This is a genomic window from Ruegeria sp. BG3 (assembly GCF_056538485.1).
In genome coordinates this window covers 84707-101382 of sequence record NZ_JBQFTE010000002.1, presented here as the reverse complement: position 1 = coordinate 101382, position 16676 = coordinate 84707, and the positions used below count along the sequence as shown (strand labels likewise).

13 protein-coding genes are annotated in these 16676 nt (G+C 58.2%); 6 read left to right on the top strand and 7 right to left on the bottom strand.

What is annotated here, in order from left to right; genetic code table 11:
• Positions 1–1965, bottom strand: a complete 1965-nt coding sequence (acs, locus tag ACR0AI_RS04090) for an acetate--CoA ligase (RefSeq protein WP_480671781.1) — start codon at positions 1963–1965, stop codon at positions 1–3.
• A 415-nt stretch (positions 1966–2380) separates the two neighbouring features.
• On the opposite strand from acs, the gene dctP reads away from it, so the two are divergent.
• The 3 genes from dctP to ACR0AI_RS04075 are packed head-to-tail and all read left to right on the top strand — an operon-like array spanning position 2381 to position 5492.
• Positions 2381–3397: a TRAP transporter substrate-binding protein DctP gene (dctP, locus tag ACR0AI_RS04085; protein ID WP_480671779.1), complete on the top strand. Its 1017-nt coding sequence runs from the start codon at positions 2381–2383 to the stop codon at positions 3395–3397.
• Between the two features lie 58 nt (positions 3398–3455).
• Complete coding sequence (locus ACR0AI_RS04080; RefSeq protein ID WP_480671777.1) at positions 3456–4085, top strand: TRAP transporter small permease subunit; 630 nt, start codon at positions 3456–3458, stop codon at positions 4083–4085.
• 3 nt (positions 4086–4088) lie between these two features.
• Positions 4089–5492, top strand: coding sequence for a TRAP transporter large permease (locus ACR0AI_RS04075; RefSeq protein ID WP_170376654.1), 1404 nt, complete (start codon positions 4089–4091; stop codon positions 5490–5492).
• Between the two features lie 260 nt (positions 5493–5752).
• Here ACR0AI_RS04075 and ACR0AI_RS04070 read toward each other — a convergent pair whose 3' ends face one another.
• A complete protein-coding gene (locus ACR0AI_RS04070) occupies positions 5753–6796 on the bottom strand; it encodes an ornithine cyclodeaminase (RefSeq protein ID WP_480671776.1) in 1044 nt (347 codons plus the stop codon).
• The gene (gene rocF, locus ACR0AI_RS04065; protein ID WP_480671774.1) at positions 6796–7716 is read right to left on the bottom strand and encodes an arginase; all 921 of its coding nucleotides are present in this window, start codon (positions 7714–7716) and stop codon (positions 6796–6798) included. Before rocF ends, ACR0AI_RS04070 begins: the two co-directional genes overlap by 1 nt.
• An 87-nt stretch (positions 7717–7803) precedes the next feature.
• On the opposite strand from rocF, the gene ACR0AI_RS04060 reads away from it, so the two are divergent.
• Complete coding sequence (locus tag ACR0AI_RS04060) at positions 7804–8232, top strand: Lrp/AsnC family transcriptional regulator (RefSeq protein WP_170469819.1); 429 nt, start codon at positions 7804–7806, stop codon at positions 8230–8232.
• An 87-nt stretch (positions 8233–8319) separates the two neighbouring features.
• Positions 8320–10923, top strand: coding sequence for a bifunctional lysylphosphatidylglycerol flippase/synthetase MprF (mprF, locus tag ACR0AI_RS04055; protein ID WP_480671772.1), 2604 nt, complete (start codon positions 8320–8322; stop codon positions 10921–10923).
• Positions 10924–10926: 3 nt separating this feature from the next.
• Here mprF and ACR0AI_RS04050 read toward each other — a convergent pair whose 3' ends face one another.
• From ACR0AI_RS04050 to ACR0AI_RS04035, 4 genes are all read right to left on the bottom strand, one after another.
• Positions 10927–12489, bottom strand: coding sequence for an efflux transporter outer membrane subunit (locus tag ACR0AI_RS04050; RefSeq protein WP_480671770.1), 1563 nt, complete (start codon positions 12487–12489; stop codon positions 10927–10929).
• A gap of 11 nt (positions 12490–12500) precedes the next feature.
• Positions 12501–13646, bottom strand: coding sequence for an HlyD family secretion protein (locus ACR0AI_RS04045; RefSeq protein ID WP_170638894.1), 1146 nt, complete (start codon positions 13644–13646; stop codon positions 12501–12503).
• 21 nt (positions 13647–13667) lie between these two features.
• Complete coding sequence (locus ACR0AI_RS04040; protein ID WP_170690003.1) at positions 13668–14024, bottom strand: DUF3302 domain-containing protein; 357 nt, start codon at positions 14022–14024, stop codon at positions 13668–13670.
• 108 nt (positions 14025–14132) lie between these two features.
• Positions 14133–14897, bottom strand: a complete 765-nt coding sequence (locus ACR0AI_RS04035; protein WP_480672369.1) for a DeoR/GlpR family DNA-binding transcription regulator — start codon at positions 14895–14897, stop codon at positions 14133–14135.
• A gap of 179 nt (positions 14898–15076) precedes the next feature.
• On the opposite strand from ACR0AI_RS04035, the gene glpD reads away from it, so the two are divergent.
• Positions 15077–16666: a glycerol-3-phosphate dehydrogenase gene (glpD, locus tag ACR0AI_RS04030; RefSeq protein ID WP_480671768.1), complete on the top strand. Its 1590-nt coding sequence runs from the start codon at positions 15077–15079 to the stop codon at positions 16664–16666.
• Positions 16667–16676 lie beyond the last annotated feature (10 nt).

The following is a 16676-nucleotide window of genomic DNA, read 5'->3' as shown; positions in this document are numbered from 1 at the left end:
TCACTTATTCGCTCGGTTTGCGATCAGGTCGTCGACGACCGACGGATCGGCCAGAGTTGACGTATCGCCCAACGAGCCAAAGTCGTTTTCGGCGATCTTGCGCAGGATACGGCGCATGATCTTGCCCGAGCGTGTTTTGGGCAGACCTGGGGACCACTGAATGACGTCAGGCGAGGCGATCGGTCCGATCTCGGTCCGAACCCAGGTGCGCAGCTCTTTCAACAGCTCATCCGAAGGCTCACGGTCGTTCATCAGAGTGACATAGCAATAGATGCCTTGTCCTTTAATTTCATGGGGATAGCCCACCACGGCGGCCTCGGCCACTGCGGCATGCGCGACCAGCGCGCTTTCGACCTCGGCGGTGCCCATGCGGTGGCCCGAGACGTTGATAACGTCATCGACGCGGCCGGTAATCCAGTAGTCACCACCTTCGTCACGACGGCAGCCGTCGCCGGTGAAGTAGTAGCCTTTGTAGTCCGAGAAATAGGTCTTCTCGAACCGCTCATGATCGCCCCAGACGGTGCGCATTTGACCGGGCCAGCTGTCCTTGATGCACAGTACACCTTCGACACCGTTCCCTTCTATCTCGACGCCGGATTGCGGGTCCAAAACCACTGGTTCGATGCCAAAGAACGGCTTCATCGCCGAGCCGGGCTTCATCGCATGCGCGCCGGGCAGGGGGGTCATCAGGTGACCACCGGTTTCAGTCTGCCACCACGTATCGACGATCGGGCATTTGCCCTTACCGACAACCTCGTTGTACCAGTTCCAGGCTTCGGGATTGATTGGCTCACCCACGGTGCCCAGAACTTTGAGGTCGCTGAGATCGTGCTTTTCGACCCACTCACTTCCTTGTCCCATCAGGGCGCGGATCGCGGTTGGGGCCGTGTAGAACTGGTTGACCTTATGCTTGGCGCAAACTTCCCAGAAGCGGCCTGCATCCGGGTAGGTCGGCACACCTTCGAACATCAGGGTTGTGGCACCATTGGCCAGCGGACCATAGACGATATAGCTGTGGCCAGTGACCCAACCCACGTCTGCCGTACACCAGTACACATCGCCTTCATGATAGTCGAAGGTGATCTCATGGGTCATTGCGGCATAGACCAGATAGCCGCCGGTAGTGTGAACCACACCCTTGGGCTGGCCGGTCGAACCCGACGTGTAAAGAATGAACAGCGGGTCTTCAGCGCTCATCTCGGCTGGGGCGCAATAGTCATCGGCCTCCAGCGCCATTTCGTTGTAGTCGTAGTCACGCCCATCGATCCAAGTGGTCTGACCACCCGTGCGTTTGACGACCAGGCATTTGACGCTGTCTTTGCAGTGCAGCAGCGCCGCGTCAGCGTTCGATTTCAGCGGCGTTTTGCGGCCGCCGCGCGGGGCTTCATCTGCAGTGATGACGACTTTGGCGTCGCAACCGTTAACACGGGCCGCCAGAGCGTCAGGCGAGAAGCCTGCAAAAACGATCGAGTGAATCGCACCGATGCGCGCGCAGGCCAACATGGCATAGGCGGCTTCGGGGATCATCGGAAGGTAGATGATGACGCGATCACCTTTGCGAACGCCCATCGATTCCAGAATATTGGCCATGCGGCAGGTGCGGCGGTGCAACTCGGCATAGGTGATGTGCTGGGCCGCGTCATTTGGATCATCCGGTTCCCAGATGATTGCGGTCTGATCACCGCGAGTTTCCAGATGGCGATCCAGGCAGTTGGCCGAGACGTTCAGAGTGCCATCGGCGTACCAGTTGATCTTGACCGAGCCGAAATCGTAGTTGACATCCTTGACCTGCGTAAAGGGCTTGATCCAGTCGATCCGCTTGCCGTGTTCGCCCCAGAACGCGTCTGGGTCATTTACCGATGCAGAATACATCTCGTCGTATTTAGCAGCGTCGACATGCGCGTGCGCGACGGTTTCTGCAGTTGGCGGATAGGTCTTGGCATCTGCCTGGGCAGCGGTGGTCATGTTGAGGCTCCTCCCTCTAGGCTAGTAACGTTGGGACATATCTTGCCAGTTATTTGGGCATAGTCGATCCCGTTCCTCCCCAAACGAAGTATGGCCGGGTTCAGAAAATAATGAAATAAATTGCCGTATTCTTTGGATTTGTTTGTAAAGAAATTTTTCCAAAGGGGGTGAAAGAGTCAACAAAACTCGAATGAACGTGAAAAATCCTTTCATAACAATGTTAAGTTTGTAACGTTGCTAGCTCGACCGTTAAACGCGAAAACCGGTTTTTTCGCGCGTATGTCGTTAAGCATGAAAACTTAAAAGATCAGTCTGAAAATCACCTATCAGGACGCAGGGGTTGGCACATATACATGTTGGCGCTAGCATCCTTTCAAGCGCCTCGGGAGGGGGCGCAATAAAGGGAGAACTTACTATGAAAAAGATGCTGAGCGGTGCCACCGTCGCCGCCCTTGGCGTTGCCTTCGTGTCCGAGGCCGCAGCCACCGAATGGAACGCCTCGGTCTGGGGCAAGCGCCGCGCCTTTACCGAACATGTCGAAAAACTGGCCGAGCTGGTCTCGGAAAAAACCGGCGGAGAGTTCACGATCAATGTCAGCTATGGCGGCCTGTCGAAGCCGCGCGAGAACCTGGATGGCATCGAGATTGGCGCATTCGAGATTGCACAGTTCTGTGCCGGCTATCACCGCGACAAAAACCGCGCGATTACGGTGCTGGAGTTGCCGTTTCTAGGCGTGAACAATCTGGAAGAGGAGGTTGCCGTCAGCCATGCGGTCTATGATCACCCAGCGGTGGCTGAAGAAATGGCGCAATGGAATGCGCGCATTCTGATGACCTCGCCGATGCCGCAGTACAATCTGGTCGGCACCGGCGATCCACGCAATAATCTGGCCGCGTTCGAAGGAATGCGCGTCCGCGCAACAGGTGGTCTGGGCAAAGCGTTTGAGGCCGTGGGCGGTGTCCCAACCTCTGTCCCTGCGACTGAGGCGTTTAACGCCATGGAATCCGGTGTAGTCGATACGGTCGCCTTCGCGCAGCACGCGCACCTGTCCTTCGGTACGATCAATGAAGCGGATTGGTGGACGGCAAACCTTAACCCCGGCACAGTAAATTGCCCCGTCGTTGCGAATATCGATGCGTATGAAGCGCTGTCACCTGAGCACCGCGAAGCGCTTGATAGCTCAATTGATGAGGCCATTGAGCATTATCTGGCCAACTATGCTGGGCTTCTGGAGCAATGGGATAGCGTCCTGGAAGAAAAGGGTGTGCAGAAGGTAATGATCGACGACGCGGTCATTGAAGAGTTCCGCGCCAAGGCCGCCGATCCGATCCGAGAGCAGTGGATAGCAGATATGAGCGCGCAGGGCCTGCCAGCGCAGGACCTCTACGATCTGGTTCAGACCACGCTGACGCAACAGCGCGGCGGCAACTGATCGCATTCGCCGGGCGCGTCCTAGCGCCCGGCCTTTCTTGACAAAGGGGATCACCGGAATGGCGGGACAGGCCACGGTGCTGGAGGATGGCAGTCGCCTCAGCCAGATCGATCAGCACTTGCTGAAGTTAGAGCGGGCTCTCGCCTTGATCAGCGGAATAGCCGTCTTTGGACTGATGGTCCTGGCCGTTGTCTCGGTCAGCGGCCGCAACGCGATAAACGCGCCGTTGCCGGGCTATGTGGACTGGATCGAACAGGCGATGCCACTGATCGCCTTTCTCGGCATCTCTTACGTGCAGCGCGATGGCGGCCATATACGGATGGACATTGTGATCTCGCGTCTGCGCGGACGGGCGCTGTGGTTGTTCGAGCTGATCTCGGTCATCCTGATCCTTGTCCTGATGCTGGCATTGGTCTGGGGCAGCTGGTCCCATTTCGACCGATCCTTTGATTTCGGCGCGCCGATGTGGAGCCGCGACAGCTCAATTGACATAGGCATTCCGCTTTGGCCCGCGAAACTGCTGGCCCCAGTGGCGTTCTCGGTCTTGTCACTCCGGCTGGTTTTGCAGATCTGGGGCTATGGCCGCGCTTTTGTTCTTGGGCTTGAGGCACCCGTGGCGGTGCCCTTGATCCAAGACGCCGCAGCGCAGGCTGCCGCAGAGGCAGAGCAGTTCGAAGGGCAGGACTAGCAGATGGACACGATTGACATCGGCCTTTGGGTAACGGCTGGGCTGCTAGTCCTTGTTGTCACGGGCATGCGAGTGGCCTTTGCAGCAGGTCTGGCCGGGCTCTTTGGCTTGGTTTGGATTTTCTGGGCCAAGTTCGGGTATGACCCCGATCGGTTTGGCAAGGCTCTCACCGTCGCCGTCAAAACAGCAGGGCAGGTGCCCCATTCAAAGGTCGCCGCCCATACGCTTAGCCTGATCCCGACCTTCATTCTGATCGGCTACCTTGCCTACTACGCAGGCCTGACGCGCGCGCTTTTCGAAGCAGCCAAACGCTGGATCGCCTGGGTTCCCGGAGGCCTCGCGGTCTCCACCATATTCGCCACGGCAGGGTTTGCTGCTGTCTCTGGCGCCTCAGTTGCCACCTCGGCCGTGTTTGCCCGCATAGCAATTCCCGAAATGCTGAGCGTTGGCTACAACAAGCGCTTCGCCGCAGGCGTCGTTGCAGCTGGGGGGACGCTGGCCTCGCTGATCCCGCCGTCAGCCATCCTTGTGATCTATGCCATCATCGTTGAACAGGACGTCGGCAAGCTGCTGCTGGCGGGCTTCATTCCCGGAGCGTTTTCTGCCGTGATCTATGGCTTGCTCATTGTCGGTATCGCGGTTGTGTTCAAGTCCGTTGGCCCTCCTGTCACCGGTTTCACTTGGAAACAGCGGTTCCAAGCACTTCCCGGGGCGATCCCGATTGTCGCCGTCATCCTGATCATAATCTGTTTCGTCTACAACCCATTCGGAGAACAGGCGTGGGGTACCCCAACCGAAGGCGGAGCCATAGGCGCGTTCATCGTCTTCTGTTTCGCCCTGGTTCATGGCATGCGCTGGCCCGAATTCAAATCAGCTCTGTTAGAGACAGCGAAGCTCACGGCGATGATCTTCTCGATCATCTGGGGCGTGCTGATCTACGTGCGGTTCCTGGGCTTCGCAGATCTTCCGGGCGCTTTTTCGGATTGGATAACCTCGCTAGAGATGTCACCGATGCTAATCCTGATCTGCATCCTTTTGGCCTATGCCGTGTTAGGCATGTTCATGGATGCCATCGGGATGTTGCTGCTGACCTTGCCCGTCGTCTACCCCGCTGTCATGGCCCTGAACGGAGGGGAAACCGTCAGCGCAGCAGACAGCGCTTTTGGCATGTCCGGCCCGATGTGCGCGATCTGGTTTGGGATTCTGGTGGTGAAAATGGCAGAATTCTGTTTGATCACGCCACCCATTGGTCTGAACTGCTTTGTGGTTGCAGGGGTCCGGCCGGACCTGAGTGTTCAGGACGTCTTCAAGGGGGTCACCCCGTTCTTCCTGGCAGACGCGGCCACCATTGCGCTTCTTGTGGCATTTCCGGGCATCGTTCTCTACTTGCCGTCTTTGGCTGGCTAGGAGTTTGCGAGGCTCTGCCTCGCGCTCCGGGATATTTTTAGCCAGATGAAGCAGGGATCCGCTCTCCAACATCAGCGTCGGAGAGCTTCACTTGGCGCGGTCATCGGCGTCCCCGCCTGTACCGCAAAACAAGAGTACTGAGCCTAGGTTAAGGATCCGTTTCTTCATCTAGCCAAAAATATCCCGGGGGAGTCGCCCGGAACGGGCGGCGGAGGGCAGAGCCCATTTCGACACTGACCCGGTGCAGGATCGGAAGCGGGTTAGCCGGCGCGCATGAGCATCCCGAACAAATCGCGGGGATCGTCGGGGTCGGCCAGCATGTCCAGTGGCTCAAAGAAGTCAGTCTCCGCGACCGCACTCTTGATGACGCGCAGAGCCGAAAAGTCCTCGATGGCGAAGCCGACACTGTCGAACAGCGTAATCTGCTTGTCGTCTGTCCGACCGCGTGCCTGACCGGTCATGACCTGCCACAGTTCAGTGACAGGATGATTATCTTCCAACGCCTGAATTTCGCCCTCGATCCGGGTTTGCTCGGGGTATTCCACGAATATCTCCGAGCGCAGAAGGATGTCGCGATGCAGTTCAGTCTTTCCTGGGCAATCGCCGCCAATCGCGTTGATGTGGACACCCGCGCCGACCATGTTGTCGGTCAGGATCGTGGCATATTTCTTGTCCGCGGTGCAGGTGGTGATGATCTGCGCGCCCTCGATCGCCTCTTCGGCGGTTTTGCAGGGCACTACGTTCAGGCCTTTGCCTTGCAGGTTAGCCGCGCATTTGGCGGTGGCGTTCGGGTCCGTATCATAAAGCCGCACGGTGTCGATGCCGCACATGGCTTTGAAGGCCAGGCATTGGAATTCAGACTGCGCGCCATTGCCGATCATGGCCATGGTGGTGGCACCCTTGGGGGCCAGATAACGACCGACCAAAGCCGATGTCGCCGCCGTCCTTAGGGCGGTCAGGATGGTCATCTCGGTCAGAAGGGTCGGGTAGCCCGTGTAAACATCCGCGAGCAGTCCAAAGGCCGTTACTGTTTGCAGCCCTTCAGACGTGTTCTTTGGATGGCCATTGACGTATTTGAACCCGTAGGCCTCACCATCCGATGTCGGCATGAGTTCGATCACCCCATGCGGGGAATGCGCCGGAATCCGAGGGGTCTTGTCAAAGCTTTCCCAACGTTTGAAATCGGCCTCGATCTGTTCGGCGATCCTTATGATCATCTTTTCGACACCGACATGGTGAACCAGCCGCATCATGTTGTCGACGGAAACAAAGGGCACCAGGGCCTTGTCAGAAGGTGCAGTCATCAGAAACTCCGAGTGGGGCGGTCAAAGATCCGGCGTCCCATCAGGGATGCGGCCAGATCGACCATGAGTTTTGCGGTGCGTCCGCGTTCATCCAGAAAGGGGTTCAACTCGACCAGATCGAGGGAGCAGACCAGCCCGCTTTCATGCAGAAGCTCCATGACCAGATGGGCTTCGCGTTCTGTGGCGCCTCCGGGCACGGTGGTTCCAACAGCGGGCGCGATCGCAGGGTCGAGGAAGTCGACATCTAGTGAGACATGAAGGATGCCGTTCTCAGCCCTTACGCGGTCCAGAAAGGCCATGAGGGGCGCTTTGATCCCATGCTCGTCAATGCTGCGCATATCGGCCAGCATGGCGTGGTTCTTCTCAAGCGCGGCGCGTTCAGCGGGATCGACCGAACGCAATCCGATCATACCAACGCGATTGGTCGGAACCACGGCAGACAAGGGTGGAAAATCTTCGAACCCGGGCTGGCCAGTGAAGTAGGCGACAGGTGTTCCATGCAGGTTGCCGCTGTCGGTACTGCCGGGGGTGTGAAAATCGCTATGGGCGTCCAGCCACAGAACGAACAGAGGTCGGTCGACGCGCTGTGCATGATCCGCCATTCCGGCCACGGTTCCCATCGACAAGGCATGATCGCCACCCATGAAGATTGGCACACCTTGGGGCGAGACCTCGGTTGCAACCCGGGCCAAAGCCTGCGTCCACCCGATGCACTCGGGCAGGGCGAAAAGGTGCGGGTGGTCCGAGGTCTCGACCGCATCCGGGGCGACATCTCCGTAATCGGTCACCGTATGACCAAGATCCGCAAGCGCGCGATCCAGCCCGGCCACACGGTAGGCATCGGGGCCCATTCGGCAACCCTGCCGACGCTTGCCCGCGTCCATGGGGGCACCAACCAAAACTATGTTCTTCGTATCCATATGCCTCATGTAACGTGACAGTCTGTCTTGCGTGAAGAGAGCAAATTGCTCAATAAGAAAGGTGAATATCCGAAAGGGAAGCAATTCATGGACGATTTGGATAACAGGCTGCTCAGTGCGCTACATCGGGATGCGAGGGCGTCGCTGTCTGAGCTGGCCGAGACGCTTGGCGTCACGCGCACGACCGTTCGTAGTCGGCTGCAACGCCTCAAGCAGTCTGGCGAGATCGTAGGCTTTACCGTTCAGACCAAGCGCGATGTGGCGCAAAGCCCGGTTCGGGGCCTGATGATGCTTGAGATCGAGGGGCGCGGGACCGAACGCACTATGGCCCGGATCGGAGCGCTACGGCAGGTGCGCGCCGTGCATTCCACAAACGGAAGCTGGGACCTGATCGCTGAGATCGGTACGGACACGCTTGCGGAACTTGATGAGGTCTTGTTCCAGATCCGCCGCATGGAAGGGATCACCCGGTCCGAGACGAATCTTCTGCTGTCCACGCGCAAGGGAAGGTTCTGAAAACGCTGGGTGAAACGGGCCGTTACGCTTTGTCGGCCACGGAAATTGTGCCACAGTCGGCGGAGATACAGGCAGGATTGATCGAATATGACCACTCAGCAGCACGAACCACGGGCCGTGCAATTGGCCGAAAAGATCACCGCATTCCTTGAGAAGCCATGGGTCCGCATCGCCATCCCGATCTTTGTCACCCTGATTGCATTGACGGTTCTGCATGAGCTGTCTTCTCATGTGAAATGGGCAGACGTTCAGGCGGATATCTCGGAAACGTCTTGGCGCGTGATGTTTTATGCTCTGTGTTGGACGGCGGTCAGTTTCTTTTCGCTGTCTTTATACGATGTCTTCGCGGTTCAAAGCGTGGCAGACGGGGAGGTCCCTCTGCCGGTTGCAGGAATGGCCGGAGCCAGCGGCTATGCGGTGTCCAACTGTTTGGGCTTTTCCTACATCACCGGAACGGCCATCCGATATCGGATATATGCGTCTCTGGGCCTTGATCTAAGCCGCGTTGCCGGAGTCATCGCCACGTCCTGGGTAGCGTTCTGGACGGGGCTGGTTTTGGTCCTCGGCCTGCTTTTGACCTTTCACCCCGACGGTATTTCAAACGCTCTGCCGATCAGCGCGACGGTTGAGACCGCTATCGGGTTGGGTCTGCTTGGCGCGTTGATCGCCGTTTTTGTCTGGCTCTCCACCGGTGGGCGTCGGTTAGAGGTTCTGGGGATTGGCTTCCAACTGCCGGGCGGCAAGCTGGCCTCTTGCCTGACGCTGGCGGCGATTGGGGATCTGGCCGGGGCCTCCATGGTCCTTTACGTGCTGATGCCGGACGACCTTGGGGTGGGATATCCGTATTTCTTTACCATCTTCATCGCCGCGATTGCCGTGGGGATCGTCAGCCACGCGCCAGGCGGTATTGGCGTGTTTGAGGCGACGCTGGTCGCAGGGTTGGGTGCCTCGGGTCGGTCGGATGTTATTGCGGCGCTGCTGCTTTACCGCGTCGTTTACACGTTCCTGCCCTTCGCCATCGCCAGTCTATCCATCGCTGTTGCCTCGGCGCTGACTCAGCGCCATCGGATCATCGGGGCAGGGACATGGGTGTACCGCGCCATTCGTCCCATTGTGCCGATGGTTGCGGCGGGGGTGACTGCGGTTGCTGGGATCATCCTGCTGGTCTCGGGCGCGTTGCCGACGGACAGCAAAAGCCTCGGCGCGTTGCGCGAGGTTTTGCCTTTGTCCTTCGTCGAGGCCTCGCATCTGGCAGGCAGTGCCGTCGGTGTGCTGCTGCTGCTCGTGTCGCGGGGGCTGTTCCGCAAGCTCTACCGCGCGTGGGTGGTCGCGATGTTGCTGATGGTCGCGGGCTTCGCCGCGTCACTGGCCAAGGGTTTGGATACGCATGAGGCGCTTGGCATGTTGGCCACGATCGCCGTATTGGCGCTTTTCCGTGGTGCGTTCTACCGCGTCAGCGGAGCGTCGATCTTCCGGTTGAACATCCCCTGGCTGGTCAGCGTTATGGCGCTGCTCGCTGTCATTTTCTGGATCGGCCTCTTCGCCTATTCCCACGTGCAGTACCAGAATGCCTTGTGGTGGGAGTTCGCTTGGAATGGCGATGCCTCCCGGTTCCTGCGCTCCAGCCTCGTGGTGGCGGTCATCCTCGGGATTGTGGCCGTTACGTCCTTGTTCGGGCGTGAAATACCAGCGCCGGTGCGGACGGAAATCCCAGAATGCGTCGAAAAGCTGGTGATGGAGAGCGAAGATACCGAGGCTCAGATTTCCCTCACCGGTGACAAGCAATTCCTGATTGCGCCTGATGAGTCTGCGTTCATCGCCTATGCCGACACGGGTAATGCCATCATCTCAAAGGGTGAGCCTGTGGGCGATGAAAAGGCTGGCAAGCAACTGGTCTGGCAACTGCGTGAAATGGCGGATCGAGAGGGTAAGCTTTGCGCCTTCTACAGCGTTTCGACCAAGTACTTGCCGACGTTTTTGGACCTCGGCCTGTCGATCCTGAAGATAGGAGAGGTCGCGCGCGTGCCGCTAAAAGACTTCTCGCTGGATGGCAAATCCCGCAAACGCTTCCGTCAGGCCAAGAACCGGGCCGAGCGGGAAGACTATGTGTTCGAGATCATTCCAAAAGAAGACCTTGCGCCCGTTCTGCCGCAGCTGAGGGCGATTTCCGATCACTGGCTGGAGCAAAAAGCAGGGGCCGAGAAAGGCTTCGCCTTGGGTGGTTTTGACGATGACTACCTGTCCTACTTCGACCACGCCATTTTGCGGAACGGAGAAACCGGTCAGATCATGGCCTTTGCCAACCTGTTTCAAGGTGGCCATAAATCCGAACTTTCCCTAGATTTGATGCGCTACGAACCGGAAAGCCCCAGCTTCGTCATGGATGCCTTATTTGCCGAGATGATGTCCTGGGGGGCCGAGCAGGGTTTCCACTGGTTCTCACTTGGCGCGGCGCCGTTTTCGGGGATCGAGAACCGTCAGCTCGCCTCTCTTTGGAACCGGATCGGAGGGTTCGTCTACGAACATGGTGAGCAATTCTATCACTTCGAAGGGCTACGCGCGTTCAAACAGAAGTTCGATCCGGAATGGAGTCCGAACTATCTCGCCAGCCCCGGAGGGCTTGCCGCGCCGCGTATCCTGTATGAGGTGAACATCCTGATCTCGGGCGGCCTGCGGGGCCTGACCAAATAGCGCCTAGTTTAGGCTGGCGTGGGTCGGTGTTTCCTGCAGCAGATCGCCCCAATCGGTGCGGTAGGCCATCTCGGCCAGAACGGTATCAGGCAGGAATTCTCTGTTCTCGCGAATCTGCCAACCGCCGCCAAGGCCTTTGTAAACGGCGACGAGATTGCTGGAGACCTGTTGCCGAGCCTCGATCAGATTGGCCTGAGACCGCAGTAGGGCCGTCTGCGTGTTCAATATGCGGGAGTAGTCGGCGATCCCGTCGGTGTACTGATTGACGGCGATCTCTGCCGCCTTGCGCGAGGCATCGACGCTTTGCTGATAGAACCCGACCTGCTTGCGCGCTTGTGCATAGGCAACCATGGCGCTTTCGACCTCGGAATAGGCGGTCAGAACGGTGTTTTGGTAGTTGGCGATCAGCGCCTGATAGGCGGCATCCTGCGCCCGGACGTTGTTCTTGATGCGGCCATAGTTCAGTACGTTCCAAACGACTCCAGCGCTGGCGAGGCCCGTAGTGCTGTTCGAGCTGAACAGGTTCCGCCCGCCCGAGGCCTGCAACCCAACCGAGCCGGACAGAATGAACTGCGGATAGAGATCCGCCATGGCAATGCCAACCTCAGCCGATTGCGTGGCTGCGGCCAATTCGGCGGCTCTCACGTCCGGTCGACGGCGCAACAACTCAGCCGGGACGCCAACCGCGACGTTGGAACGGGCCGAGGGGATGCGACCGGAATTGCCTAGAAGGCTGGACATGCGCGACGGGGTGGTCCCCAGCAATACGGCCAGAGCGTTCTTGGTTTGCTGGAGATCGCTCTCAAGCTCGGGCACCAGGGCCTTGGTGTTGTTCAGCAGAGCGGTGGATTCCTGTACGTCCAACTCGGTAGTGATGCCGTTGTTGAACCGCAACTGGGTCAGGTCTGCCGACTCCTGTTGTAGTTTGATGTTCTCACGCGCGACGCCCAGCGACTCCTGCAAGGCGCGGATGTTGACGTAGAGCGCTGCGACATCACCCGTCAGCGTCACCAACGCGTCATCATAGTTCGCCACCTGCAACGCCAAATTCGATCGCGCCGCCTGAACACCACGCCGTTGCGCGCCCCAGACGTCCAACTCCCACTGCGCATCAAACCCGGCCTGAGAGGTCGAGAATTCGGTATCCAGGGGAATGATCCGGTTGATGTCAGCGATGGGCCCGAGATTATCGCTGATCTGCCGCCGCTCGGTTGAGGCCCCGAGGACCTGCGATTGCGGATACAACTCGCCAAAGGCGATGCCCAACTGTGCCCGCGCCTGCAGGACCCGCGCGCCAGCGACCTGTAGTGACAGGTTCTGGGCGTAGGCCTCGGCGATTAGTCTGTTGAGGGTGGGGTCATTGAACGTCTCCCACCACTTCACGACCGGCGCGCTGCGCGAGGTCAGGCCGCTTTGCCCGGTGCTAGGGCTGTTCACCTCGATCCATTGTTTCACGACCGGAGAGTTCGGGCGTACGAAATCAGGACCAACTGGCGCGCAGGCTACCAGAAACGCGGCGCAGAGGGCTGTTCCCATCAAGTGTCGAAAGGGGGTGGCCCGTGTCATGATGCGCGTCCTCAAATGTCTAGCGGTCGAATGAAATTGGCGAAGGAATACAGGCGGATGTTGATGCGCCGCAGAAACTCGAAGCTTTTGCCCTGACCGGTGTAGATCGCCACGGCGGCATGACCGCCAGCGGGCAGGATATGCTCTTCCGGCAGATCGACGGTGATCTGTACAGCAATTCGACCGGGTAGCTTGGGCAGCTCAAAACCGGGCAGGCGGCCTGAGGGCAGGTACTGACCCTGACGGGTGGCCCACCAGATCGCCTCGACCTTGCCGGTTAGGATTTCACCGGGATAGAGGTCCAAGGCGACTTCAACCTCTTGGCCTACTTCAACAAATTTCAGGTTCTGCTGGCGGAAGGTTGCCAAAAGATAGGGGCTGTCTTCAGTGACGAAACTGGCTATCGCTCCCAAACGAATGTCACCCACTACCAAACCCGGACGGGCCTGTTGTGAGACGATCATGCCGTTTTCCGGGGCATAGATCGTAGTGTTATCCAGAAAATACTGTGCCTCGGACAGCTGCGCCTGTGCTTGCAGGATGCCCGTGTTCACGCCATCGATCTGCGAGGCGAGCGCCAGATTTGCCTTTTCAAGATTGGCTTCGGCCTGTTTGACCGAGGCGGTATCCTCGGACACCTGTTCGTTCCAGCGATCCAGCTCATCCTGACGAGCACCGCCTGCAGGCACCAGATTTTCGTACCGCGCCTGTTCGGTCAACGCGTAGGCCAGTTGCGCATTGGCGCGCTCGACGGCTTCGGTTTTGGCAATGACATCCTGTTCCAGAATCTTGGCATTCTGCTCGGCGGCAACCAGTTGCGCCTTGGCATTGTCGACGGCCAACGAAAACACGGTATCGTCAAAACGATAGAGCGGGTCGCCCTTAGTGATCTGAGTGTTCGGCTCGACTAGAACCTCGGTCAGAATCGTAGGCTGCGTCAGTTTTGGCACGATTTGAATTGTCGATCGCACCACATGGCTGTCGACCGAGAAGGGCTGAAAGAAGCGCAGCGCGACAAGGAAGATCAGCAGCAAATGCGCCCCTACCCAGAAGGACACAATCCCCCAGGCAATGTTGAACTTGAGCCACTCCATCTTGAAGAAGATGAACCAGACGAAAATGATGTAGAACAGCGTAATGCCGAGGGCGACGAACATGTCTGAGTGTTTCCTTTGGCCTTAGCTTTTCTGCGTCTCGTCAGGCGCGGCCTGATATTCTTCTTTGACCGTACCACCGAGGCGTTCGATATCCTTGCGGATGGCGTCTTTCTCCTCTTCCGGACCGCGTCGCATGTCGACCGTCACGCCATCGTGGAACGCCCACATAAAAGCATGAACCCACGGGACAACGGCCAAAAAACCCATCCATCCCATGATCTTGACCGCCTCGGCATGTGGATGATTGCGCTTGATCGCGATCCGTCCGGGCAGGCCCATAAGGAAGAGAAACAGCGCCATCACCGCTGCCAAAAGCAGGATCAATGCCACGAATGTCAGATAGTCGTAGTAGCCTAGCGGCTGCCCCAAAAGTCCCATGCTCGATGCCTCCTGTCGGGAAGGTTGTCTCATCCTCAGACGTAGGCCCCTGTCTCGTCAATGACTTTGTGTTGGGACCTAACGTTTCCGTAGTTGAGACACGGCGGATCAGTCAGAACAGACGATCAGACCTGTGCCCCATTCTGCACATTTCGCCGCGAGTTCGGAGGTAAGCGGCTGATCAGTGTAGAAGCCATCAATCTCGGCCAGCGAGGTGATGCGGGCAGGGGCAAGCCGCTGGAATTTAGAGTGGTCGGCCACCAGCAGCGTGCGTCGGGCCTGCGCGATGATCGTTTGGCTGACATGGACTTCCTGAAAATCGAAATCCAGCAGATCACCATCAGGGTCCAGCGCGGAACATCCGATCACCGCATAGTCAAACTTGAACTGACGGATGGTCGAAACGGTGAGATTGCCCACCAGACCTCCGTCCGAGCGGCGCAGGACACCACCGGCCACCACAATCTCGCAATCTGGGTTTTCGACGAGAATATTGGCGACGTTCGTGTTGTTCGTTACCACCATCAGGTCCTTGTGGTTCAGCAACTGCCTCGCCACGGCCTCGGTTGAGGTGCCGATATTCATGAAGACCGACGCGCCGTCCGGAATGTCATTGGCGCAGGCCTTTGCCATTCTGACCTTCGCGTCTGCATTCAGGGTACGGCGGTCCTCATACCCGATATTTGAAACGCCGGAGCGTAGGACAGCCCCGCCATGCACACGGTCCAGCTTGCCAGCATCGGCCAACTCGGACAGGTCTCGGCGGATAGTCTGGACCGTCACGCCAAACAGCTCGGCCAAGCCGTCAACAGTCACGCGGCCCTTGGTGCTGACAATCTCAAGAATGTCGGATTGGCGGAAAGAGAGCGACATGTGGGATCCCATTCAGGTAAGTTGCTTTCGTTTTTCTTCTTTTGGTCAAAATTAGCAAGCGGCCATGCAGAATTTTCATAGTTGTGTTACAAAACGAAAATAAACGAACATAAACATTGATTACACGAATGTAGTGCTGATTAATGCGCGCAACCAGATTGGATAGGGAATCACAAGCCATGCAAGCGACAGACGATCAGATCAGCGACCTGTTCATCATCGGCGGCGGGATCAACGGATGCGGCATCGCGCGCGATGCGGCGGGGAGGGGTCTATCTGTCACCTTGGCCGAGATGAATGATCTTGCTTCGGCGACGTCATCAGCCTCGACCAAACTGTTTCATGGCGGGCTGCGCTATCTGGAGTATTTTGAGATCCGGCTGGTGCGCGAGGCGCTGATCGAGCGCGAGACGCTGTTGCGCGCCATGCCCCATATCAGCTGGCCGATGCGCTTTGTGCTGCCCTATCACAAGGACATGCGCTTTGACTCCGAGACGCCGACATCGAAGCTGCTCAGCACCGTCATGCCTTGGATGCGCGGGCGTCGCCCCGCGTGGCTGATCCGTCTGGGTCTGTTCATGTACGACAACCTTGGAGGCCGTAAAATTCTGCCGGGAACGCAGTCGCTGGATCTGCGAAGCGCTCCGGAAGGTGGTCCATTACAGGGCAAATTCGAGACTGCCTATGAGTATTCGGACTGCTGGATCGAAGATGCGCGGCTGGTGGTGCTAAACGCGCGCGACGCCGAATCCCGGGGTGCGCGGATCATGGTGCAGACCGAAGTTGTCTCGGCCGAACGAGTTGACGAGTTGTGGCATGTCACCATCCGCGACCGGGCGACCGGGGAAAGCCAGCTGGTCCGTGCAAGGATGCTGATCAATGCAGGCGGCCCGTGGGTAGGGGACATTATCCAGACTAAGATCCGGGTGAACTCTCGCGAGGGTGTTCGTCTGGTGCGCGGCAGTCATATCGTGACAAAGAAGCTCTACGATCATGACAAGTGTTACTTCTTCCAAGGCGAGGATGGCCGCATCATCTTTGCCATTCCTTATGAACAGGATTTTACCCTGATCGGTACGACGGATCAGGACCATTCGGATCCCTCAGACCCTCCGGTCTGCACCGAGGCCGAGCAGACCTACCTGTGCGCGTTCGCAACCAAGTATTTCAAGAAACCGGTGACGCAAGACGATATCGTCTGGACCTATTCCGGCGTACGGCCGCTCTATGATGATGGGGCCAGCAGCGCGACGGCGGCGACACGGGACTATACCTTGAAGGTCGATGCGAAGGGCGGGGCGCCTGTTTTGAACGTGTTCGGAGGCAAGATCACGACCTACCGTCGCCTGGCGGAGAGCGCGCTTGAGAAAGTCGCCGAGCATTTCCCAAACCTGCCCGGACCCTGGACAGCGGGCGTGTCTTTGCCAGGTGGAAACTTTCCCGTCGATGGCGTGCAGGACCTTAAGCAGGCGTTGATCCAGGACTATCCGTTCCTCACTGAAAAATGGGCGGCTCGTCTGATCCGCGCATACGGGACAGAAGCGCGTACCGTGTTGGGGGACGCAAAAGACGCTGCTGATTTGGGTGAAGACTTCGGTGCAACCCTCACCGCGCGAGAACTCGAATGGCTGATTGACAAGGAATACGCCCTCAGCGCCGAGGACGTGGTCTGGCGTCGCAACAAGCTGGGGCTGCGTTTGAGTGCTGACCAGATCGCGCGCATTGACCAGTGGATGTTAGAGCGGTTGAAAAAGGACGACGCAGCTTGAAAACAAAAAG

Coding starts and splice junctions, on each gene's coding strand:
- ACR0AI_RS04040 (WP_170690003.1), bottom strand. CDS start 14,024: ATGGGACTTTTGGGGCAGCCGCTAGGCTACTACGACTATCTGACATTC.
- ACR0AI_RS04035 (WP_480672369.1), bottom strand. CDS start 14,897: ATGTCGCTCTCTTTCCGCCAATCCGACATTCTTGAGATTGTCAGCACC.
- ACR0AI_RS04070 (WP_480671776.1), bottom strand. CDS start 6,796: ATGACTGCACCTTCTGACAAGGCCCTGGTGCCCTTTGTTTCCGTCGAC.
- ACR0AI_RS04050 (WP_480671770.1), bottom strand. CDS start 12,489: ATGACACGGGCCACCCCCTTTCGACACTTGATGGGAACAGCCCTCTGC.
- ACR0AI_RS04075 (WP_170376654.1), top strand. CDS start 4,089: ATGGACACGATTGACATCGGCCTTTGGGTAACGGCTGGGCTGCTAGTC.
- rocF (WP_480671774.1), bottom strand. CDS start 7,716: ATGGATACGAAGAACATAGTTTTGGTTGGTGCCCCCATGGACGCGGGC.
- acs (WP_480671781.1), bottom strand. CDS start 1,965: ATGACCACCGCTGCCCAGGCAGATGCCAAGACCTATCCGCCAACTGCA.
- glpD (WP_480671768.1), top strand. CDS start 15,077: ATGCAAGCGACAGACGATCAGATCAGCGACCTGTTCATCATCGGCGGC.
- ACR0AI_RS04080 (WP_480671777.1), top strand. CDS start 3,456: ATGGCGGGACAGGCCACGGTGCTGGAGGATGGCAGTCGCCTCAGCCAG.
- dctP (WP_480671779.1), top strand. CDS start 2,381: ATGAAAAAGATGCTGAGCGGTGCCACCGTCGCCGCCCTTGGCGTTGCC.
- ACR0AI_RS04060 (WP_170469819.1), top strand. CDS start 7,804: ATGGACGATTTGGATAACAGGCTGCTCAGTGCGCTACATCGGGATGCG.
- mprF (WP_480671772.1), top strand. CDS start 8,320: ATGACCACTCAGCAGCACGAACCACGGGCCGTGCAATTGGCCGAAAAG.
- ACR0AI_RS04045 (WP_170638894.1), bottom strand. CDS start 13,646: ATGTTCGTCGCCCTCGGCATTACGCTGTTCTACATCATTTTCGTCTGG.